Origin of the sequence: Streptomyces toyocaensis, assembly GCF_000725125.1 — a bacterium.
Taxonomy (GTDB): domain Bacteria; phylum Actinomycetota; class Actinomycetes; order Streptomycetales; family Streptomycetaceae; genus Streptomyces; species Streptomyces toyocaensis.
The window spans coordinates 274,156-295,653 of record NZ_JFCB01000003.1 but is presented as its reverse complement, the minus strand read 5'-3'; the positions used below and the strand labels follow the sequence as shown (position 1 = coordinate 295,653).

General features: G+C 72.2%; 23 protein-coding genes. 4 read left to right on the top strand and 19 right to left on the bottom strand.

The features are described 5' to 3' along the window. Positions 1-113 precede the first annotated feature (113 nt). Positions 114-662 carry a hypothetical protein gene (locus BU52_RS06770; protein ID WP_037929787.1) on the top strand — a complete coding sequence of 183 codons (549 nt, stop codon included), beginning with the start codon at positions 114-116 and terminating at the stop codon, positions 660-662. 9 nt (positions 663-671) lie between these two features. Here the strand turns inward: BU52_RS06770 and BU52_RS35560 are convergent, their stop codons facing one another. The 11 genes from BU52_RS35560 to BU52_RS06725 all read right to left on the bottom strand — a co-directional run bounded on the left by BU52_RS35560 (position 672) and on the right by BU52_RS06725 (position 10,452). Next, positions 672-845: a hypothetical protein gene (locus tag BU52_RS35560; protein WP_167343502.1), complete on the bottom strand. Its 174-nt coding sequence runs from the start codon at positions 843-845 to the stop codon at positions 672-674. Between the two features lie 158 nt (positions 846-1,003). Next, a complete protein-coding gene (gene tsaE, locus BU52_RS06765; protein ID WP_037929639.1) occupies positions 1,004-1,531 on the bottom strand; it encodes a tRNA (adenosine(37)-N6)-threonylcarbamoyltransferase complex ATPase subunit type 1 TsaE in 528 nt (175 codons plus the stop codon). Further along, complete coding sequence (locus tag BU52_RS06760; protein WP_037929636.1) at positions 1,500-2,729, bottom strand: alpha/beta fold hydrolase; 1,230 nt, start codon at positions 2,727-2,729, stop codon at positions 1,500-1,502. The genes tsaE and BU52_RS06760 overlap by 32 nt, the downstream gene beginning before the upstream one ends. Beyond that, complete coding sequence (gene alr / locus BU52_RS06755) at positions 2,726-3,934, bottom strand: alanine racemase (RefSeq protein WP_051857982.1); 1,209 nt, start codon at positions 3,932-3,934, stop codon at positions 2,726-2,728. The genes BU52_RS06760 and alr overlap by 4 nt, the downstream gene beginning before the upstream one ends. A gap of 184 nt (positions 3,935-4,118) precedes the next feature. Further along, positions 4,119-5,552 (bottom strand): bifunctional ADP-dependent NAD(P)H-hydrate dehydratase/NAD(P)H-hydrate epimerase, encoded by a 1,434-nt coding sequence (locus BU52_RS06750; RefSeq protein ID WP_037929633.1) that lies wholly within the window; start codon positions 5,550-5,552, stop codon positions 4,119-4,121. A gap of 97 nt (positions 5,553-5,649) precedes the next feature. After that, the gene (locus BU52_RS06745) at positions 5,650-6,486 is read right to left on the bottom strand and encodes an RNA polymerase sigma factor SigF (RefSeq protein WP_037929630.1); all 837 of its coding nucleotides are present in this window, start codon (positions 6,484-6,486) and stop codon (positions 5,650-5,652) included. A 95-nt stretch (positions 6,487-6,581) separates the two neighbouring features. After that, positions 6,582-6,704 carry a hypothetical protein gene (locus BU52_RS36785; protein ID WP_268747595.1) on the bottom strand — a complete coding sequence of 41 codons (123 nt, stop codon included), beginning with the start codon at positions 6,702-6,704 and terminating at the stop codon, positions 6,582-6,584. Positions 6,705-6,709: 5 nt separating this feature from the next. Continuing rightward, complete coding sequence (locus tag BU52_RS06740) at positions 6,710-7,081, bottom strand: holo-ACP synthase (protein ID WP_037929627.1); 372 nt, start codon at positions 7,079-7,081, stop codon at positions 6,710-6,712. Positions 7,082-7,125: 44 nt separating this feature from the next. Continuing rightward, positions 7,126-7,650, bottom strand: a complete 525-nt coding sequence (locus tag BU52_RS06735; RefSeq protein ID WP_235216270.1) for a DUF3515 family protein — start codon at positions 7,648-7,650, stop codon at positions 7,126-7,128. A gap of 64 nt (positions 7,651-7,714) precedes the next feature. Next, positions 7,715-9,562, bottom strand: coding sequence for a glutamine--fructose-6-phosphate transaminase (isomerizing) (gene glmS, locus BU52_RS06730; RefSeq protein WP_037929624.1), 1,848 nt, complete (start codon positions 9,560-9,562; stop codon positions 7,715-7,717). 104 nt (positions 9,563-9,666) lie between these two features. Next, the gene (locus BU52_RS06725) at positions 9,667-10,452 is read right to left on the bottom strand and encodes a hypothetical protein (RefSeq protein ID WP_037929621.1); all 786 of its coding nucleotides are present in this window, start codon (positions 10,450-10,452) and stop codon (positions 9,667-9,669) included. 212 nt (positions 10,453-10,664) lie between these two features. Between BU52_RS06725 and coaA the strand changes: the two genes are divergently transcribed. Beyond that, positions 10,665-11,633, top strand: coding sequence for a type I pantothenate kinase (gene coaA / locus BU52_RS06720; RefSeq protein WP_037929619.1), 969 nt, complete (start codon positions 10,665-10,667; stop codon positions 11,631-11,633). A 28-nt stretch (positions 11,634-11,661) separates the two neighbouring features. Then, the gene (locus BU52_RS06715) at positions 11,662-12,609 is read left to right on the top strand and encodes a DUF389 domain-containing protein (protein WP_037929617.1); all 948 of its coding nucleotides are present in this window, start codon (positions 11,662-11,664) and stop codon (positions 12,607-12,609) included. 460 nt (positions 12,610-13,069) lie between these two features. On the opposite strand, the gene glmM is transcribed toward BU52_RS06715, so the two are convergent. The 4 genes from glmM to BU52_RS06695 all read right to left on the bottom strand — a co-directional run bounded on the left by glmM (position 13,070) and on the right by BU52_RS06695 (position 17,250). Next, complete coding sequence (gene glmM / locus BU52_RS06710) at positions 13,070-14,428, bottom strand: phosphoglucosamine mutase (protein ID WP_037929615.1); 1,359 nt, start codon at positions 14,426-14,428, stop codon at positions 13,070-13,072. A gap of 386 nt (positions 14,429-14,814) precedes the next feature. Continuing rightward, complete coding sequence (gene rpsI / locus BU52_RS06705) at positions 14,815-15,327, bottom strand: 30S ribosomal protein S9 (RefSeq protein WP_010036632.1); 513 nt, start codon at positions 15,325-15,327, stop codon at positions 14,815-14,817. A gap of 41 nt (positions 15,328-15,368) precedes the next feature. Next, the gene (gene rplM / locus BU52_RS06700; protein WP_037929612.1) at positions 15,369-15,812 is read right to left on the bottom strand and encodes a 50S ribosomal protein L13; all 444 of its coding nucleotides are present in this window, start codon (positions 15,810-15,812) and stop codon (positions 15,369-15,371) included. A 232-nt stretch (positions 15,813-16,044) separates the two neighbouring features. Next, entirely contained in the window at positions 16,045-17,250 is a 1,206-nt protein-coding gene (locus tag BU52_RS06695) for a glycosyltransferase family 87 protein (protein WP_051857981.1), read from the bottom strand. A 74-nt stretch (positions 17,251-17,324) separates the two neighbouring features. Here BU52_RS06695 and BU52_RS06690 point away from each other — a divergent pair, with 74 nt between their 5' ends. Next, complete coding sequence (locus BU52_RS06690; protein WP_037929609.1) at positions 17,325-18,212, top strand: hypothetical protein; 888 nt, start codon at positions 17,325-17,327, stop codon at positions 18,210-18,212. Between the two features lie 19 nt (positions 18,213-18,231). Here BU52_RS06690 and truA read toward each other — a convergent pair whose 3' ends face one another. From truA to rpsK, 4 genes are all read right to left on the bottom strand, one after another. Beyond that, a complete protein-coding gene (truA, locus tag BU52_RS06685) occupies positions 18,232-19,089 on the bottom strand; it encodes a tRNA pseudouridine(38-40) synthase TruA (RefSeq protein WP_037929606.1) in 858 nt (285 codons plus the stop codon). A 142-nt stretch (positions 19,090-19,231) separates the two neighbouring features. Continuing rightward, positions 19,232-19,732: a 50S ribosomal protein L17 gene (rplQ, locus tag BU52_RS06680; protein WP_037929603.1), complete on the bottom strand. Its 501-nt coding sequence runs from the start codon at positions 19,730-19,732 to the stop codon at positions 19,232-19,234. 179 nt (positions 19,733-19,911) lie between these two features. Then, the gene (locus BU52_RS06675; RefSeq protein WP_003966937.1) at positions 19,912-20,934 is read right to left on the bottom strand and encodes a DNA-directed RNA polymerase subunit alpha; all 1,023 of its coding nucleotides are present in this window, start codon (positions 20,932-20,934) and stop codon (positions 19,912-19,914) included. 154 nt (positions 20,935-21,088) lie between these two features. Beyond that, a complete protein-coding gene (gene rpsK / locus BU52_RS06670; RefSeq protein WP_003956432.1) occupies positions 21,089-21,493 on the bottom strand; it encodes a 30S ribosomal protein S11 in 405 nt (134 codons plus the stop codon). Between the last annotated feature and the right edge of the window lie 5 nt (positions 21,494-21,498).

The following is a 21,498-nucleotide window of genomic DNA, read 5'->3' as shown; positions in this document are numbered from 1 at the left end:
TCCCGCGCCCCGGCCACGGCCGCACGGGCCGGACGGTCACGGACTGCTACGGTCACGTCGGCGGACGTACATGCCGGGGCAGAGTGGTACAGAGCGGGACAGAGGTGACGGTGGTGGCAGGCAGCAGCTCGATGATCGTGGCGGGGCTGACCGCGGCCGCCCTCGCGACGGTCGGCTACCTCGGTCACCGTGCGGCGGTGACCGTCCCGGCCGACCTGCGCCACCCGGCCGCCGGGCCCGCCGGGGCCGTGCGCGAGGCGTCCCCGCACAAGGACCGCCGCACGGCCCTGCCCGCCCGTTCGGGGCTCGGCAAGCGGGTCGTGTACGCGCTGGACGCCGACCGGGTGTGGCTGGTGGAGGAGAACGGCACGGTGCGGCGCACCTTCGGGGTCAGCCCCAGCACGGTGGACCCGGCGCCCGGCACCTACCGGGTGACCTCCCGGTCCGGGGCGGTCACCGGATCGGACGGCGTCCCGGTCGAGCACGTCGTGCGGTTCGCCAGCGTCGACGGCACCGCGATCGGGTTCAGCGCGGCGGTGGACGGCTCGGCGCCGGCGCTCGACCCGCGGGAGCGGACGGGCGGCATCCGCGAGACGCGCGCGGACGGCGCGGCGATGTGGACGTTCGCGACGATCGGGCGGACGGTCGTCGTCGTGCCGTGAGGCCCGGGGCTACGCCGCCTCGCGGTGGTCCCGGACCCGTCCGGCGCTGGGCCGCTCGGGGGCGCGGGGCGGGGTGGAGACCGCCGCGGCCGCGGCGCAGGCGGCGAGCAGATCACGCATGGACACCCCGGGGAGCGGCCGCGGCCGCTGCGTGGACTCAACGGAGCTCTGGGTGGCCGGCATGGACGCCTCCTGGGGGCCGGGGGCGGGCGTAGTTAGGTAGACCTAACTACGAACTGGATACCATGTGACCACGCTGGGGACCCCGAACGCAACAGTTTGCCGACGTCCTGTCGGAAAGCACGGCGCGACGGCGCCCGCCCCCTTGGGGGAACGGCGCCTCAGGCGGCCAGCGCGCTCAGGCCTGTCCCCGCCCAGCGCTCGCCGAGACCGGTCACGGTCACGTGCCGCACCTCGTCGGACGTGTCGCCGACCGCGCGGTGGATGACGATCCGGAGGCGGTCGTCGGTCAGCTCCTCGACCTTGCCCTCGCCCCACTCCACGGCGATCACGGACTCCGGCAGCGAGACGTCGAGGTCCAGGTCCTCCATCTCGTCCAGGCCGCCGGAGAGGCGGTACGCGTCGACGTGGACCAGCGGCGGGCCGTCCCCCAGTGACGGGTGCACGCGGGCGATCACGAACGTCGGTGAGGTGACCGCGCCCCGTACGCCGAGCCCCTCGCCGAGTCCCCGGGTCAGCGTCGTCTTGCCGGCGCCGAGCTCGCCCGAGAGCAGGAGGAGGTCACCCGCCCGCACCAGCTTGGCGAGCCTGCGCCCCAGTTCGCGCATCTGCTCGGCGGAGGTGACGGTCAGCTCGACGGAGTTCGCGGCCGGCGGCTCAGCCGGGTTGTGCGGTGCTGCTGCTTCCATAGCCACCAACGGTAGCCGCCGTGGGCACCGCTCCGACGCGGGCGAGCAGGTCGGCGAGGCGGTCGGTGACCACCTCCGGGTGCTCCAGCATCACCAGGTGCCCGGCGTCCGGGACCAGCACCAGTTCCGCCTCCGGGAGCAGATCGGCGATCGCCTCGCTGTGCTCGCTGGGCGTCACCAGGTCCTCCACTCCGGCCAGCACCAGCACGGGCAGGCCGGCGAGGTGGGCGAGGGCCTCGGTCTTGTCGTGGTCGTTGAACGCCGGGTAGTACTCGGCGACCACGTCGATGGGCGTGCCCTCGATCATGCGCTCGGCGAACCGGGCGACGGCCGGGTCCACGTCCCGGGACGCGAAGGAGTACCGCTTGATGATCCCGGCGAACAGGTCGGCGGTGGCCCGGCGCCCCCTCTCCACGAGTTCGGCCCGCTGCCCGAGCGCCTTCAGCACCCCCGGGAGCACCCGCCGCACCGCGTTGACACCGGCCACCGGCAGCCCGAAGTTGACCTCCCCGAGCCGCCCCGACGACGTACCGACCAGGGCGACGCCCACGCACCGCTCCCGTATCAGTTCCGGGTACTGGTCGGCGAAGGCCATCACCGTCATGCCGCCCATGGAGTGACCGACCAGCACGAGGGGCCCCTCGGGCGCCGCGGTGTCGATGACGGCCTTCAGATCCCGCCCCAGCTGCTCGATGGTGACCGGCTCGCCGCGCTCCGTCTGCGCCGCGCCCCGCGCCGAGCGGCCGTGGCTGCGCTGGTCCCAGTACACGGTGCGGACCACACCCCTGAGCGCGGCCCGCTGGAAGTGCCAGGAGTCCTGGTTGAGGCAGTACCCGTGGCAGAAGACGACGGTCACCGGAGCCGGGGACCTGCGGCCGAACAGCCGGCGTCGCCGCGCGGGCGTCGCCTCCGGGTCGGGGTCGAGGTCGTCGACCTCGTAGTACAGCTCGGTACCGTCGTCGGCGTACGCCCTGCCGGGTGTGCCGCGCAGCGCGCCGTACGGCCCCGCGGAGTCGAGGACGAGCCTGGCCTTCCTGCGCATGCCCCGGCCGACCGTCATCCTCTCTATGGCGACGCCCGCGGCGGCTCCGGTGGCGAGCACGCCTATCGCGACGCCCGCGACGCCCGTGGCCCGGCGCCAGCCCCCGCGGGTCACGTCGGCCGCGGAGGCGGCGACCTCCGCGATGGTCTCGCTCACGTACCGCTCCCCCTCCCCGGGCCGCCGACCGGATCCGGCCCCTCGTTCACATGGACGCGCGGAACGCGCGTTCCGATCCGGGTGACGATCTCGTACGCGATGGTCCCGGCCGCCTGCGCCCAGTCCTCGGCCGTCGGCTCGCCGCGGTCACCGGGGCCGAAGAGGACGGCTTCCGCGCCCGGGCCGGGGTCGTCGCCGCCCAGGTCGAGGACGAACTGGTCCATCGCCACCCGCCCCGCGACCGTGCGCCACTTGCCCTCGACCAGGACGGGCCCGGAGGAGGAGGCGTGGCGCGGGATGCCGTCCGCGTAGCCGAGCGGGACCAGGCCGAGGGTGGTCGGGCCCGGCGTGACGTAGTGGTGTCCGTAGCTGACGCCGTGGCCCCCCGGAACGCGCTTCACCAGCGCGAGCGAGGCGGACAGGGTCATCACCGGGCGCAGTCCGAAGTCGGCGGGGGTGCCGATCTCGGGGCTGGGTGAGACGCCGTACATGGCGATGCCGGGACGGACGAGGTCGAAGTGGCTCTCGGGGAGGGTGAGGGTGGCGGGCGAGTTGGCGATGTGGCGCACCTCGGGGTCGGCGCCCTGCCGCTCCGCGTAGGCCACCATCTCCCGGAAGCGGGTCAGCTGGGCCGTGATGGAGGGGTGCCCCGGCTCGTCGGCGCAGGCGAAGTGGGACCACAGGCCGGTGACCCGCAGCAGCCCCTCGGCCTCGGCGCGCAGGGCGCCCGCGACCAGTTCCGCCCAGTCGGCGGGCTGGCAGCCGCCGCGCCCGAGCCCGGTGTCGGCCTTGAGCTGCACCCGCGCGGGCCGTCCGGCGAGGCGGGCTGCCCGGGTCACCTCGTCCAGCGCCCACGTGCCGCTCAGGGACACGTCGAGGCCGGCCTCGACCGCCTCCCGCCAGGGACCGCCGGGCGTCCACAGCCAGCACATGATCCGTACGTGGTCCGGCACCCCGGCACCCGGCGCGCGCAGCGCGAGCGCCTCCTGCGGGGTGGCGGTGCCCAACCAGGTCGCCCCGGCCTCGACGGCCGCGCGGGCGCAGGCGGCAGCGCCGTGCCCGTACCCGTCGGCCTTGACGACGGCCATGAGGGCGGCGCCGGGCGCGCGCTCCCGCAGGGCGCGCACATTGGCCCGCACGGCGGCGAGGTCGATCTCCGCGCGGGCCCGCAGCTCCGCGCCCCCCGGGGCAACTGTCTCTCTCATCCGCCCCAGTCTCTCAGAGCCCTCCGCCGGCCCTTCCCGTCAGCCCGTCCGGCGTCCGAGGACGACGCCCGTCCAGGGCCGAAGGGGGGTCCGGGGGCGCAGCACCGGGACGGGAAGGGAAGGGGCGGCGGGGGCGAGAAAGCCTCCGGCCCGCCCCGCGCACCCCACTCGCCCACTCGTCCCTTCACCCCCGCGCCACGCTCCGCCACGCCCCCGCGATCCGATCCGCCACGTCCCGCGCCCCCACCGGCGCCCCGTCCGCCGCGAACCGCCCCGCCAGCCCGTGCAGATACGCCGCCGCGCTCGCCGCGTCCACCGCCGGGAGACCCGCCGCCAGCAGCGAGCCCCCGAGTCCCGACAGGACGTCACCACTGCCCGCCGTGGCCAGCCACGACGTCCCCGTCGGGTTCACCCGCACGGGCCCGCCGCCCGCGCCCGCGACCAGCGTCGTGGACCCCTTCAGCAGCACGGTCGCCCCGTACCGCCCGGCGAGTTCCCGCACCGCGGAGAGCCGGCCGCCCTCGACCTCCTCCCGTTCGACGCCGAGCAGCGCGGCGGCCTCCCCCGCGTGCGGGGTCATCAGCGTCGGCGCCCGGCGGTCCCGCACCGCGGACGCCTCCGCCAGCCGCAGCCCGTCCGCGTCGATGAGCACGGGCACGTCCGCCGCCAGCACTTCCGCCACCGTCGCCGCGTCGTCCCCGGCCCCGGGCCCGACCACCCACGCCTGCACCCGCCCCGCGTGCTTCGGACCCCGGTCCGACACCAGCGTCTCCGGGAAGCGGGCGATGACGGCCTCCCCGGCGGGACCGACGTACCGGACGGCCCCGGCCCCGCCCCGCAGCGCCCCGGCCACCGCGAGCACCGCGGCGCCCGGATAGCGGGCGGACCCGGCGGCGATGCCGACGACACCCCGCCGGTACTTGTCGCTCTCGACCCGCGGCACCGGCAGCAGCCGCGCCACGTCCGCGTGCTGCAGGGCCTCCAGCTCCGGCTCCTCGGGCAGCGACAGCCCGATGTCGACCAGCCGCACGGTCCCCGCGTACTCCCGCGCCGGATCGATCAGCAGCCCCGGTTTGTGCGTGCCGAAGGTCACCGTGAGGTCGGCGCGGAGCGCCCTCCCCCGCACCCTGCCGCTGTCGGCGTCGACCCCGCTCGGCAGGTCGACGGCGACCACGGCCGCCCGCGCCCGCTCGGCCGCCTCGGCCAGCGGTACCGCCTCCGGGCGCAGCCCGCCCGTGCCGCCGATCCCGACGATGCCGTCGACGACGAGGTCCGACCGTTCGATCAGCTCCCGGGCCCCGTCCGTGCCCACCGCCCGTCCGCCCGCCCGGCGCAGCGCCCCGAGCCCGCCCGCGTGGGCGCGTTCCGGTGCGAGCAGCACCGCGCTCACGCCCGCGCCACGCCGGGCCAGGCGGGCACCGGCGTACAGGGCGTCGCCGCCGTTGTCCCCGCTGCCGACGAGCAGGACGACCCTGCTGCCGTACACCCGCCCCAGCACGTCCGCGCAGGCCGCGGCGAGTCCGGCGGCGGCGCGCTGCATCAGCGCCCCCTCCGGCAGCCGTGCCATCAGTTCCCGCTCCGCCGTCCTGACCGTCTCCACGCTGTACGCAGTCCGCATGCGTCCGAGTCTCCCGTAACCGGCGGACACGCGTGCGGGGTGCGGCCCCCTGGCCGCACCCCGCACGCACCTCACCCACCGTGAGTCCGTCGTCGCCTCAGTTCGTGGCGAGCATGCCCGCCCGCAGCTTCTTCAGCGTGCGGGAGAGCAGGCGCGACACGTGCATCTGCGAGCAGCCGAGGCGCTCACCGATCTCCGCCTGCGTCAGCTCCTCCACGAACCGCCAGTGCACGATCTTGCGCTCGCGCTCGTCGAGGTCGGCGATCATCGGGGCGAGCGCGTGGAAGTCCTCGACCAGTTCCAGCGCGGCGTCCTCGGTGCCGATGAAGTCCGCGAGCACGCTCTCGCCGTCGGGCTCGCTGCCGATGGCGGCGTCGAGCGACGCGGAGTTGTAGCCGTTGGACGCGATCCGGGCCTCGTTGACCTCTTCCTCGGTCAGGCTCATCAGCTGCGCGAGCTCGGCGGTCGTGGGCGTGCGGCCCAGGCGGCTGCGCAGTTCCTCCGTGGCGCGGGCGAGCTGCACCCGGGCCTCCTGGAGGCGGCGCGGCACGTGCACGGACCAGGAGGTGTCCCGGAAGAAGCGCTTGATCTCGCCGACGATGTAGGGGATCGCGAAGGAGGTGAACTCCACCTCGCGGGAGAGCTCGAACCGGTCGATCGCCTTGATCAGCCCGATCATGCCGACCTGGACGATGTCCTCCATCTCCTCCGGACCGCGGCTGCGGAACCGGCCCGCCGCGTAGCGGACGAGGGACATGTTCATCTCGATCAGCGTGTTGCGCGCGTACTGGTACTCGTGGGTGCCCTCCTCCAGCTCCGTCAGCCGACGGAAGAACTGCTTGGACAGCTCCCGGGCGTCCTGCGGCGCGACCTGGCCGGGATCGGCGACCTCCGGCAGCTCGGTCACGCTGTGAGCTCGGTCCGTCCGTGCCATCGTCGACGTCACTGTTAGCCCTCCCTTTCGATCGGCCCCGCTCCGGGCACCGGCTTCTCGCGTCTACCCCCGTTCAGGCGACGCACACACCGCAATCACCTACGACGTTGACGCACCAAGCGTACGAGAGCGAAGACGACGGTGAGCACGGCGCCGACGACGAGGAACGCGTCGCCCCAGACGGGCAGGTCGACACCGGCACCCGGGAACGCGAGCACCGGGCTCACCCCTCCGCGACGACGACGGCCGAGGCCACCCCGGCGTCATGGCTGAGGGACAGGTGCCAGGACCGTACGCCGAGTTCCGCCGCCCGGGCGGCGACCGTCCCCTTGACCCGCAGCCGCGGCTGCCCGCTGTCCTCGCACCACACCTCGGCGTCGGTCCAGTACAGACCCGCGGGCGCCCCGAGCGCCTTGGCCAGCGCCTCCTTGGCGGCGAACCGCGCGGCGAGGGAGGCGACGCCGCGCCGCTCCCCGCTGGGCAGCAGCAGCTCGCTGTCCACGAAGAGCCGCCGGGCCAGACCGGGCGTCCGCTCCAGGGACGCCGCGAACCGGTCGACCTCGGCCACGTCGATCCCCACTCCGATGATGCTCATACGGGCAGCCTACGACCGCCGGCCGGGGCTGCCCCGCGAAGCACCTACAAGGTGTCGCTGGCCCCGATGCATCTGCGCTGCTGCGGAATCCGGTCGACGGCCCCGTTGAGCTCGACGAGGATCCCGCCGACGTCTTCCCGCGGGCCGTCGTAGGTGACCTCCACCGCCGGAGAGCGCCCGTAGGTGGTGAGGACGCTCACGCCCTCCGCCTTCATCCGGTCCTCGTCCAGGACCCAGTCGACCCCGTCGGCCGAAACGCAGAGGTTGACGCTCGGCTGGAGTTCGTCGACCCCGCAGCGCAGCACCAGCGCGCGGTCGCCCCACGAGGCGACACCGTCCCCGAGGGCCCAGTCACGCGATCCCGCGTCGACCTCGTCGGGCAGCCGGTCCACGACGTCGGAGCATCGCGCGTCTCCGCCCCGCGGGGCGGAGTCGATCCGGTGGGAGTCCACGACCAGGAAGGCGGAGACCGCGGCCGCCGCGACGACGCCCGCGAGCGCCACCCGCACCGGGGTGAACGCCGCGCGCAGGGTCCGCCGACGCGGTTCCCGAGCTTCTTCCGGTCTCACGGACCCATCCTCCCCCACAGGGACCCGGCCTCCCGCACCCACCCCTCCGGGTCCCGGTCGGGGCCTACTCCACCGTCACCGACTTCGCCAGGTTGCGCGGCTGGTCCACCTCGTTGCCCCGGGCCGTCGCCAGCTCGCACGCGAAGACCTGCAACGGCACCGTCGCCACCAGCGGCTGGAGCAGCGTCGGGGTGGCCGGGATCCGGATCAGGTGATCCGCGTACGGCACCACCGCCTCGTCGCCCTCCTCCGCGATGACGATCGTCCGCGCACCCCGCGCGCGGATCTCCTGGATGTTGGAGACGATCTTGTCGTGGAGGACGGAGCGCCCGCGCGGCGACGGGACGACCACGACGACCGGCAGGTCGTCCTCGATCAGCGCGATCGGCCCGTGCTTCAGCTCACCCGCCGCGAAGCCCTCCGCGTGCATGTAGGCGAGCTCCTTCAGCTTCAGGGCCCCCTCCAGCGCCACCGGGTAGCCGACGTGCCGGCCCAGGAACAGCACCGTGTCCTTGGCCGCGAGGGAACGGGCCAGTTCCCGCACCGGCCCCATGGTCCCGAGCACGCGGTCCACCGCACCGGAGACCGAGGACAGGTCCCGGACCACCGCCCGGATCTCGTCGGCCCACTTGGTGCCCCGCACCTGGCCGAGGTACAGCGCGACGAGGTAGCAGGCGACCAGCTGGGTCAGGAACGCCTTGGTCGAGGCGACCGCGACCTCCGGTCCCGCGTGCGTGTACAGCACCGCGTCCGACTCCCGCGGGATCGTGGAGCCGTTGGTGTTGCAGATCGCGAGGACCTTGGCGCCCTGCTCGCGGGCGTGACGCAGCGCCATCAGGGTGTCCATGGTCTCGCCGGACTGGGAGATGGCGACGACCAGGGTCTGCTGGTCGAGGATGGGGTCCCGGTAACGGAACTCGCTCGCCAGTTCCACCTCGCAGGGGATCCGCGTCCAGTGCTCGATGGCGTACTTGGCGATCAGCCCGGCGTGGAAGGCCGTACCGCAGGCGACGATGACGACCTTGTCGACCTCGCGCAGCACGTTCGCCGGGATGCGCACCTCGTCCAGGGTCAGCGAGCCCGACCCGTCGATACGGCCCAGCAGCGTGTCGGCAACCGCCTTCGGCTGCTCGGCGATCTCCTTGAGCATGAAGGAGGCGTAGCCGTCCTTCTCGGCGGCGGAGGCGTCCCAGTCGACGTGGTACTCGCGGACGTCGGCCGCGCCGCCGTCGAAGTCGGTGACCGTCACCGCGTCCCGGCGCAGCTCGACGACCTGGTCCTGGCCCAGCTCGATCGCGGACCGTGTGTGCGCGATGAAGGCGGCGACGTCCGAGGCGAGGAATGCCTCGCCCTCCCCGACGCCCACCACCAGCGGCGAGTTGCGGCGCGCGCCCACGACCACGTCGGGCTCGTCGGCGTGCACGGCGACGAGGGTGAACGCGCCCTCCAGGCGCCGGCACACCAGCCGCATGGCCTCCGCCAGGTCGGCGCAGCCGGAGAACTCCTCGGCGAGCAGGTGGGCGACGACCTCGGTGTCCGTCTCGGAGCGCAGCTCGTGGCCGCGCTCCGCCAGCTCCTCGCGCAGGGCGGCGAAGTTCTCGATGATGCCGTTGTGGACGACGGCGACCCGGCCCGCGTTGTCGATGTGCGGATGGGCGTTGGCGTCGGTCGGGCCGCCGTGCGTGGCCCAACGGGTGTGCCCGATACCGGTGGTCGCGGCCGGCAGCGGACGGTCGGCCAGCTCCTTCTCGAGGTTGAGCAGCTTGCCGGCCTTCTTCGCCGTCGCCAGCCCGCCGTCGGCCTGCACGGCGACACCCGCCGAGTCGTAGCCCCGGTACTCCAGTCGCTTCAGTCCGGCCGTCACGACGTCCAGCGCCGACTGCGGCCCCACGTATCCCACGATTCCGCACATGACCGGCAGCCTACGATCCGTCAGCCACCGGAAAGGGCCTCTGTCTGCCCGAAATCGGAAATTCCCACCGGTGCACGAAGCACCGGTGGGAAGGCGACGCGACGTCAGCCGAGCTTGCCGACCTGGGCGTCGACGACGTCCGCCGGGACCTCGAAGTCCTCGCCGGTGGCCATGGCGGCCAGATTGACGGCACTGAACGAGACCAGGGTGGCGCCCTTGCGGACGACGACGATCTTGCTCGGTGCCTTGACGTCCTCCTCGGCGGCCACGGTCAGGGTGATCGCGGTGCCCTCGTCCCCGCCCTCCGGCGCGGCGGTCGTGGCGACCTTGACGACCTTCATCTCCTCACCGGCCACGGTGGCGGTGAAGCCGCCCGCGCACTTCTCGGCGGCGGTGGTCAGGCCCTTCAGCGCCTGCGCGGCACCGTCGCCGTCGTAGGAGGCGAGGTTGATCAGCATCTTGTCCACGTCGAGGGCGGCCAGCAGGGCGTCCTCGGGCTTCGTGCCCTCGGAGGGCTTGACGGGCTCCCCCGTCCAGGACCGCTTCACGGTCGCCGCGGGCTCACCCTGGGCCACACCGGCCTGGGCGTGGGCCAGCGGCAGGCAGGCCGCGTCGCCGGACTTCACCTGGTCCTCGGTGATGTCGTCCGTCGCCGGAAGCTTGGTGGCGACCTTTCCGCTCTTGACGTCCGACTGGGCGAGCGCGGCCTTCTCCAGCTCGGCGGCGCCGAGCGCCTTGTCCGCCGGCGCGGCGGAAGCGGCCGAGTCGGCCTTGCCCTTGCCGTCGCCGCTCTTGCCCTCGTCGCCGGAGCCACCACAGGCGGTGACGAGCAGGGCCAGTGCGGCGGCGGAGGCGGCGAACACGGTACGACGGACGGCGCTGGTTCTCACGGGGGAACTCTTTCTCGAAGGCGCGGGAGGAATCCGCGACGCATTGCGCGCACCTTAACCACGGGAACCCCACGAAATGATCTTCGAACGACCACCCGGTATGCGACCGTGATCAGCACGTGATCCCCGGCGACGGGCGGGCGTGACGCAGCCCACCTGTCGCCGCGTTCGAACTCCGTTAACAATGGACTGTGATCTCTCCGGTCTCCTCGATGCCCCGGAGCGCCCACCGGCAGCGGCCGGAGGCGACTCCCTACGTCGACCTCACCCGCGCCGAGTGGAGCGCGCTGCGCGACAAGACCCCGCTGCCACTGTCGGCCGCCGAGGTCGAACAGCTGCGCGGTCTCGGTGACGTCATCGACCTCGACGAGGTACGGGACATCTACCTCCCGCTCTCCCGGCTGCTCAATCTCTACGTCGGGGCCACCGACGGCCTCCGGGGCGCCCTGAACACGTTCCTCGGCGAGCAGGGCTCCCAGTCGGGCACACCCTTCGTCATAGGGGTCGCCGGTTCCGTGGCCGTCGGCAAGTCCACCGTGGCCCGGCTGCTCCGCGCCCTGCTGTCCCGCTGGCCGGAACACCCCCGCGTGGAGCTGGTCACCACGGACGGCTTCCTGCTGCCGACCAGGGAGCTCCAGGAGCGCGGCCTGATGTCGCGCAAGGGCTTCCCCGAGTCGTACGACCGCCGCGCCCTCACCCGCTTCGTCGCCGACATCAAGGCGGGCAAGGCCGAGGTCACGGCCCCCGTCTACTCCCACCTGATCTACGACATCGTCCCGGGCGAGAAGCTCACCGTGCGCCGCCCGGACATCCTGATCGTCGAGGGACTCAACGTCCTCCAGCCCGCCCTGCCCGGCCAGGACGGCCGCACCCGGGTCGGGCTCGCCGACTACTTCGACTTCAGCGTGTACGTCGACGCCCGCACCGAGGACATCGAGCGCTGGTACCTCCACCGCTTCAAGAGGCTGCGCGAGACCGCGTTCCAGGACCCGTCGTCGTACTTCCGCAAGTACACCCAGGTCTCCGAGGAGGAGGCCCTCGACTACGCCCGCACGATGTGGCGCACCATCAACAAGCCCAACCTGGTGGAGAACATCGCCCCCACCCGGGGCCGGGCCACCCTGGTCCTGCGCAAGGGCCCGGACCACAAGGTCCAGCGTCTCAGCCTGCGCAAGCTGTGAACCGGACCACGGCGGCTACGCTGCCGCCATGCTGCACCTGCGCCTGATCACACCCGCCGAACGGACCGACGACGTGGTCCGGTTGATCGAGGGGACGATCGGGACCGCGCACCTCTGTGTCCTGCCGGGTGCCGCCCGCGACCCCGCCGGGGACGTCGTGCTGTGCGACGTGGCCCGGGAGGCCGGGGACGACCTGCTCAGCGGGTTGCAGCGGCTCGGACTGGACGCGACCGGTTCCATCGCCGTGGAGAACGTCGACCTGGCGCTGTCGCAGCGCGCGGACAAGGCCGAGAAGGAGGCACCGGGCGAGAGCGCGGACGCGGTGCTGTGGGAGCACCTGACCGAGGCCACCCACGAGGAGTCGACCCTCTCGGTCACCTATCTCGCGTTCCTCACACTGGCGACCATGATCGCGGCGTGCGGTGTCGTCCTGGACAACGCGGTCCTGATCGTGGGCGCCATGGCGGTGGGCCCGGAGTTCGGCCCGCTGGCCGGCATCTCCACGGCGGTGGTGCAGCGCCGGCCGCGTCTCGCGGCGCGTTCGATGGTGGCGCTGCTGGTGGGGTTCGCGGTGGCGATGGCGCTGACGGTGGGTTTCAGCCTCTTCATGGACGCGGTCGGACTGTTCACCGAGGAGAAGCTGGAGGGCGAGCGGCCGCAGACCGGTTTCGTGTACGCGCCCGACTGGTTCTCCTTCGTCGTGGCGGTACTGGCCGGAGCGGCCGGCACGCTGTCGCTGACGTCGGCGAAGTCGGGTGCGCTGGTGGGGGTCGCCATCTCGGTGACGACGGTGCCGGCCGCGGCGAACGCCGCCGTGGCGCTGAGTTACGGGGACACGGTGCAGACGTGGGGTTCGTCCCAGCAGCTGCTGCTCAACCTGCTGGGGATCACCCTCGCGGGGACGCTGACCCTGCTGACGCAGAAGGCCCTCTGGTCCAGGCAGCACGAACGCCTGCACAGACGCAGGTCCGCTTGACGGAGGCACACGACGCCCGGCGCGGGTGGAGGCCGGGGGGAGGTTGGACGCAGCCCGGCGCCCAGGGGGTGCCCGGCGCGGATGCTGACCGGGGGAGGTTGCGCAGCCCGGCGCCCGCGGGGTGCCGTCGCGCCCACCCGTGCCGCCCCAGCGGCACGACTGCCCGCGAGAACGCCGGGGACGGCGGGAACGGTTGCCGGGCGGGACGGCGGGAACGGCGGGCCGCTCGCGGTGTAGCCCGCCTGCGGCCGCCGACGGCGCGGAGGGGGCGGGGCGGGGGTGTGCGCCCGCAGCGGCTGGTGCGAACAAGCACCCCGCACCTCCACCGGCCGACCCGGTCGCGCCGGTCCGAGGACGGACACCCCCGACCCGACCCCGACCCACCCACCACCCGAAGGCGCTACGCGCACCCCCACCGCACAGACCGCTGCGCCGCAGGCACACGACGCGCGACGCGCACCTACCCCAGCGCGGACTTCACCGCGTCCGCCAGGCGCCCGGCCACCGAACGGGCCTGGTCGATGTCCGCCGCTTCGACCATCACGCGGACCAACGGCTCCGTGCCCGAGGGCCGCAGGAGCACGCGCCCTGTCTCCCCCAGTTCCCGCTCCGCCTCGCCGACCGACGCCGCGAGCTCCGCGGAGGTCTTCACCCGGGACTTGTCCACGTCCGGAACGTTGATCAGCACCTGCGGAAGCCGCTCCATCACCGACGCCAGCTCCCGCAGCGTCCGCCCGGTCCCGGCGACCCGAGCCGCGAGCAGCAGACCGGTCAGCGTGCCGTCACCGGTCGTCGCGTGGTCGAGGATGATGACGTGCCCGGACTGCTCGCCCCCGAGGGCGTAGTCCTTCTGCTTCATCTCCTCCAGCACGTAACGGTCACCGACAGCGGTCTGCACCAGCCGGATGCCCTCCCGCTCCATCGCCAGCTTGAACCCGAGGTTCGACATCACCGTCGCCACGACGGTGTCGGACCGCAGCGCGGACCGCTCCCGCATCGCCAGCGCCAGCACCGCGAGGATCTGATCGCCGTCGACCTCCTCACCGGTGTGGTCCACGGCCAGGCACCGGTCGGCGTCGCCGTCGTGCGCGATACCCAGCGCGGCCCCGTGCTCGACGACCGCGGCCTTGAGCCGGTCGAGGTGGGTCGAGCCGCAGCCGTCGTTGATGTTGAGCCCGTCCGGCTCGGCCCCGATCGTGACGACCTCGGCCCCGGCCCGCGTGAACGCCTCCGGCGAGACCTGCGCGGCGGCACCGTGCGCCTCGTCGAGGACGATCCGCAGACCGTCCAGCCGGTTCGGGAGAACGCCGACGAGGTGCGCGACGTACTTCTCCAGCCCCTCCTCGTAGTCCCGCACACGGCCGACGCCGGCGCCGGTCGGCCGGTCCCACGGCGCGCCGGTGCGGTGCTCCTCGTACACGGACTCGATCCGGTCCTCCAGCTCGTCGGCGAGCTTGTGCCCGCCGCGCGCGAAGAACTTGATGCCGTTGTCCGGCATGGCGTTGTGGCTCGCGGAGAGCATCACACCGAGGTCGGCGCCGAGCGCGCCGGTGAGGTACGCCACCGCCGGCGTCGGCAGCACGCCGACGCGCAGGACGTCCACGCCCGCGCTCGCGAGGCCGGCGACCACGGCGGCCTCCAGGAACTCTCCGGACGCGCGCGGGTCACGCCCGACCACGGCGGTGGGCCGGTGCCCCTCGAACGTGCCCGCCTCGGCCAGTACGTGCGCCGCGGCGACGGACAGGCCGAGCGCCATCTCCGCCGTCAGGTCCGCGTTCGCGACACCGCGCACGCCGTCCGTGCCGAAGAGTCGTCCCACTTGTCCTCCTGAGGAAGCGTCAGTTCAGTATGTGCAGCCGTACGGCCGATGGCCGTGCCACTGACGAGGCGTGTGTGTCGACGGCCGGGACCCGACGACCGTCACGAGTTCACGACGTCACCAGTTCGCGACCTCACGACCGCCGCAGCCGGCGATGCGACCGCGGCTCCGCACCCCGGACACGCGTCCCAGGCACGCACCCCGGGCCCACCGCAGCCGCCCCGCCGGGCACCGGCCATGCCCGACACCCGACGCCCGACCATCAGATCACATTAGCGTTTGAGCGCCTTGTGCCGTTATACGCCCACGGCAGTGAATAAACGAACGCCCCGGCAGCACTGTGGCGTGCCGCCGGGGCGTTCGGAGTACGCGCGAGCGCCCTGTGATTAGCGCTTGCTGTACTGCGGGGCCTTGCGGGCCTTCTTCAGACCGGCCTTCTTGCGCTCGACCGCACGGTCGTCGCGGCGCAGGAAGCCGGCCTTCTTCAGCGCGCCGCGGTTGTTGTCGACGTCCGCCTCGTTCAGCGCACGGGCGACACCGAGACGGAGCGCACCGGCCTGACCGGAGACACCGCCACCCGCGATGCGGGCGATGACGTCGTAACGGCCCTCGAGCTCGAGCACCTTGAAGGGCTCGTTGACTTCCTGCTGGTGCACCTTGTTCGGGAAGTAGTCCTCGAGGGTGCGACCGTTGATCTTCCACTTGCCGGTGCCCGGGACGATCCGGACGCGGGCGATGGCGTTCTTGCGGCGGCCCAGGCCGGCGGCCGGCTGGGGCTCGCCGAAGCGGGAGGCCATGGACTCCGAGGTGTACTCGCCCTCGACGGGCACCTCGGACTCGGTGGTGTAGCTGTCGATGTCAAGCTCTTCGAGCGGCTGCTCGGCAGTGGTCTCGGCCACGATTCTCCTCAGATTCTCTTCAGTCTTAGGGGTGGCCGGACTTACTGCGCGACCTGGGTGATCTCGAACGGCACCGGCTGCTGGGCAGCGTGCGGGTGCTGGTCGCCCGAGTAGACCTTCAGCTTCGAGAGCATCTGACGGCCCAGGGTGTTCTTGGGGAGCATGCCCTTGACGGCCTTCTCGATGGCCTTCTCGGGGTTCTTCGCGAGCAGCTCGTCGTAGCGGACGGAGCGCAGACCACCCGGGTAACCCGAGTGGCGGTACGCCATCTTCTGGGTCCGCTTGTTGCCGGAGAGGTGCACCTTGTCCGCGTTGATGACGATGACGAAGTCACCGGTGTCGACGTGGGGCGCGTAGATCGGCTTGTGCTTGCCGCGCAGGATGGAGGCCGCAGTGGAGGCCAGACGGCCCAGGACGACGTCCTGAGCGTCGATGACGTGCCACTGGCGCGTCACATCGCCGGGCTTGGGGCTGTACGTACGCACGGTTCGTAGCCTTCGCTTCTTCAGTGAATGGTCCTGACAAGGTCACCGAAGACGATCACGACAGCCCTGACCGCACAGCGGTGACGCAAACCGCGTGCTGGTCGCTGGTCATCGGCCCGGTGGACCGGTGTAAGGGCCCCTCACGTGAGAATGAGTAAGCCACTACACACAACGAACATGCAGAATACCCATGCTCGGCCGGACGGGTCAAAACGAGACCGCCGTCGGTGGGCTACGCCGATTCTACGGCCGGACGCCGCCCCTCCCGCGTCTCCGGCGGTCCGTCGGCCCCGCGGGTCACCCGCGCACCCCGCACACAGTGGTACGAGACGGTCACCGCCAGCGCACACAGCGTGAAGGCGTCCCGGAACGCCCGCCGCTTCCCCGACTCCAGCCACGGCCAGGTCACCCCCGGGAGCTGAGGCACCAGGGAGAGCCAGAACCAGGGCCGCCGGGCCACCGCACCGGCATACGGCAGCCCGGCGAGCAGCAGCGGCAGCACGACCAGGAGGTAGTGGTTGTAGGAGGGCCGGGACACCAGGAACGCGGACAGCATCAGCCCGGCGGACGTCTCCGTGAGGCGCAGCGGCACCGGACCCGGCCCGCGCCAGCGCACGTACGCGCACACGACGCCCGTGGCGGCCATGAGCAGCGCGAGCGCCGTGGCCGGGGCCCGGGGCAGGCCGAGCCGGGGCAGCACGGCCGCCGGCGAGGCCTCGTAGAGGCGTACGAAGGCGTCGTCGCCGCTCAGCAGGAAGGGCAGGGTGCGGGTGAGGAAGCCCGTGGGGTCGGGCAGGAACAGCGCCGCCACCACGGAGGAGACCGCCGGCACCAGGACCACCAGGGCCAGCGCACCCCAGCGGCGGGCGAAGAGGAACAGCAGCGCCATCGGCGCGAGCAGCGGCTTCAGCGCCACCGCCACTCCGATGACCGCACCCGCCGCGACCCACCGGTTCCGGCTCGCCAGCAGCAGGCACAGCGGCAGCGCCAGCACGGCCGTCACCGTCCAGTTCCCCAGCCGCACCAGCTGCCCGAACGGCGCGAAGCCGGCGGCGAGGCCCAGCAGCCCGAGGACGGCGAGCCTGCTGCGCAGCGGCACCCGGTGCAGCAGCAGCGCGCAGGCCCAGCCCAGCGCCAGGGCGACGGTCACCGCGACCGGCACCAGCACGTCGAGCACGGAACGCGGCAGCAGCGCCTGCGGGACGGCGGCCATGACCGCGCTCGGGAAATAGAGGAAGTGCCGGTCGTCGTAGGGCGATCCCCCGTCCAGCCAGGTCCGCGCGGCGTCCACGACGATCCCGTTGTCCATGCCTCCGTCCGAGGTCACCAGCACCGTATGCGCCGTCAGCGCTCCCAGCACACCCACGAGTCCGGCCCACCACCAGCCGCCCGCAGGTCGCACCAACCACCCGGAGATGTCGCTTTTGCCCGTTGCCATGGAGCCAAAGCTAGGGCCTGTGACGCCCGTTGACGCGGACCAGCACACCTCTTGTCCCGTCTAAGATGCGCCCCATGAGCTTTGGTCAGGGGGGACCTCCGCAGCAGTGGGATCCCTGGAAACCGAATTCCCAGCAGCCGTGGAACAGCGGCGGTTCCGGCCAGTCGCCCGACTGGGCGGCGCTCGCCGACGCGTCCGAGGCCCGCGCCAAACGGCGCCGGCTGCTGTTCATAGGCGGCGGCGCACTCGCCACCGTCGCGATAGGCACCGCCGTGGCGGTCGCCGTCGTGTCGGCGAACGACAGCGGGAAGGCCTCGCCCGGCGCCTCCTCCCAGCTGCCCGGTGGCTCCGACGTCTCCCTGCCGAGCCCCACCGGCACGGTCCCGTCGTTCGCCCCCACCAGCGCCCCGCCTCCGCTGGACCCGAAGGACTTCATCGCCAGCGCGCAGAAGGACAAGGCCCCGCTGAGCCCCGACCTCCTCTTCCCGGGCACGCAGCTGACCATGGGTGAGACGGTGTACAAGAAGGGCCCGACGGCCGACACCACCAACTGCGCCTCGGCCGCGAAGGCCACGCTCCCCAAGGTCCTCACCGACAACGGCTGCACCCGCCTGATCCGGGTCACCTACACCGAGGACAAGGTGGCGGTGACGGTCGGCGTGGCGGTCTTCGGGACCGAGGCCCAGGCGACCAGGGCCAAGCAGCAGGCCGACAAGAGGAGCATCGTCAAGTCGCTGTCGGGCGGAGGCGTCAAGGACTTCTGCGTCGGCGCAGTCTGCCGGTCGACCACCAACTCCTACGGCCGCTACGCCTACTTCACCCTCGCCGGGTTCACGGACGGCAAGGACGTGACGACGAAGGACAAGACCGTGTTCGCCACGGGCGACGACCTCCAGGAGTTCACGTTCCGTCAGATCCGCCGCAGGGGCGAGGCCCAGGCGTCGGCGGCGGCGAACGGGTAGCGCCGCCGCCGGACCGGGATCAGCAGCACCTGGCCGCCGGCAGGGACCGCTTGTTGCGGGCCTCCCTGCTGCGGGCGGCCAGCAGCTCGTCGGCGGGATACCCGACCTCCTCCAGGGTCAGGCCGTGCGGGCGTACGACATGGACGGCCGAGTCCCGTACACCCGCCGCCAGCACCTTCCCCGGCCAGTCCGGCGGACGGTGGCCGTCGCCGACGAACAGCAGCGCGCCGATCAGCGAACGCACCATGTTGTGGCAGAAGGCGTCCGCCCGGACGGTCGCCGTGATGATCCCGTCCGCACCCCGCTCCAGGCTCAGTTGCTGGAGCGTGCGGATGGTCGTCGCACCCTCGCGCCGCTTGCAGTACGCGGCGAAGTCGTGCTCCCCCAGCAGCCCGCGCGCGGCCTCGTTCATGGCGTCGACGTCGAGCGGCCAGTCGTGCCACAGCACATGGCCGCGCAGCAGCGGGTCGACGCCCCCGGGGTTGTCGGTCACCCGGTACGCATAGCGCCGCCAGATCGCGGAGAACCGCGCGTCGAACCCGGCGGGCGCCTCCCTGAGCGCCCACACCCGCACGTCCCTCGGCAGCCGTCCGGCGAGCCGCTTCAGCAGCTTCGTGTGGTGTTCGGCCCACACCTCCCGCGGCAGGTCGACGTGCGCGACCTGGCCCCGGGCGTGCACACCGGCGTCGGTCCGTCCGGCCACGGTCAGCTCGTACGTCGTCCCGCCGGACCGTGTCACGGTCCGCAGGGCGTCCTCGATCTCCCCCTGCACGGTCCGCCGTCCACCGGCCTGCTTGGCCCAGCCGGAGAACTCGGTCCCGTCATAGGAAAGATCCAGCCGCACCCGCACGAACCCGGGCCGCACTTCGTCACTCACACAGAGATCCTCTCACCCACACGGAAGCGGGCCCGCTCCTGGAAAGAAGCGGACCCGCAACGCGCCCCGAAGGGGCGCGGGGAACTGCGCGACCAGCCACGACAGCGCCGCAGCCGCGAACGCACAGCCCCCGGCAGAACGCTTACGCGTCCTTCGACTCCTCGGCCGGAGCCTCGGCAGCCTCGTCGGACTTGGCCTCGACGGCCTCGTCCTTCTTGAGGGCGTCTTCCTTGACCGCGCGCTTCGTGGCGGCCTCGGCCTCGCCCGTGGCCTCCTGCTGCACCGTCAGCGCCTCGACCAGCTCGATGACGGCCATGGGCGCGTTGTCGCCACGGCGGTTGCCGATCTTGGTGATGCGGGTGTAGCCACCGGGACGGTTCTCGTACCGCGGGCCGATCTCGGTGAAGAGCGTGTGGACGATGCTCTTGTCCGTGATCACCTGGAGCACCTGACGGCGGTTGTGAAGGTCGCCCTTCTTCGCCTTGGTGACCAGACGCTCGGCGTACGGACGCAGCTTGCGCGCCTTCGCCTCGGTGGTGGTGATGCGGCCGTGCTCGAAAAGCGCCTTCGCGAGGTTCGCGAGCATCAGCTTCTCGTGCGCGGCGCTGCCGCCCAGACGGGCACCCTTGGTGGGCCTCGGCATGGTGTTTCTCCTAGGTGTCTGCCCCGGCCGTATCAGGTACCGGAGTCAGTATCCGAGCAGGCGGTCGCCTGTCGGAGATCCGGAAGCAGCCCCGAAGGGGCGCTCCCGGAAGGGGCGCGGGGAACTGCGCGACAAGCCACAGCGCACCCGCACCCGGATATGGACCGTCGGTCCCGAACTCAGTACTGCTCGGTCTCGACGAAGCCCGCGTCCGCGTCGTCGTCCGCACCGAACGCGTCCGCGGCGGCGGTGGGGTCGAATCCGGGCGGGCTGTCCTTGAGGGCCAGGCCCATGCCGGCCAGCTTCGCCTTGACCTCGTCGATCGACTTCGCACCGAAGTTGCGGATGTCGAGCAGGTCCGCCTCGCTGCGAGCGACGAGCTCACCCACGGAGTGGATGCCCTCACGCTTGAGGCAGTTGTACGACCGAACGGTGAGCTCCAGCTCCTCGATCGGCAGCGCCAGGTCGGCGGCGAGGGCGGCGTCCGTGGGGGACGGGCCCATGTCGATGCCCTCGGCGTCGATGTTCAGCTCGCGGGCGAGACCGAACAGCTCGACCAGGGTCTTGCCGGCGGAGGCCATGGCGTCGCGCGGACGCATCGCCTGCTTGGTCTCGACGTCGACGATCAGCTTGTCGAAGTCGGTGCGCTGCTCGACACGGGTCGCCTCGACCTTGTAGGTGACCTTGAGAACCGGCGAGTAGATCGAGTCGACCGGGATACGCCCGATCTCCTGACCGACCTGCTTGTTCTGCACGGCGGAGACGTAGCCGCGACCGCGCTCGACGGTCAGCTCCATCTCCAGCTTGCCCTTGCCGTTGAGCGTGGCGAGGACGAGGTCGGGGTTGTGCACCTCGACACCGGCCGGGGGCGCGATGTCGGCGGCGGTGACCAGACCCGGACCCTGCTTGCGCAGGTACATCACCACGGGCTCGTCGTGCTCGGAGGAGACGACCAGCTGCTTGATGTTGAGGATCAGGTCGGTGACGTCCTCCTTGACGCCCGGCACGGTGGTGAACTCGTGCAGGACGCCGTCGATGCGGATGCTGGTGACAGCGGCACCGGGGATCGACGACAGGAGGGTGCGGCGGAGGGAGTTGCCGAGGGTGTAGCCGAAGCCCGGCTCCAGCGGCTCGATCACGAACCGGGAGCGGAATTCGTCGACGACCTCTTCGGTCAACGAGGGACGCTGAGCGATCAGCATGTGTGGATCAGATCCTTCTCTCGTGGACGCCCGCTATTTGACGCCCGACGGAAACCGCACCCGGTGAAAAGTGCGGGTACTGCAAGGGTACGGGCGATACGGCCCTTACGAGCCGTACCGCCCGGAACCCGAAGCCGACCGAAGCCGCCGTGCGTCAGACGCGGCGGCGCTTCGGCGGACGGCAGCCGTTGTGCGGGGTCGGGGTGACGTCCTGGATGGAGCCGACCTCGAGACCCGTGGCCTGCAGGGAACGGATCGCGGTCTCACGACCGGAGCCCGGGCCCTTGACGAACACGTCGACCTTGCGCATGCCGTGCTCCTGGGCGCGGCGGGCGGCCGACTCGGCGGCCATCTGCGCGGCGAACGGCGTGGACTTCCGGGAGCCCTTGAAGCCGACGTGGCCGGCGGAGGCCCAGGAGATCACGTTGCCGGACGGGTCCGTGATCGAGACGATGGTGTTGTTGAACGTGCTCTTGATGTGCGCGTGGCCGTGAGCGACGTTCTTCTTTTCCTTGCGGCGCACCTTCTTGGCAGCGCCCTGACGACCCTTGGGGGGCATCTATA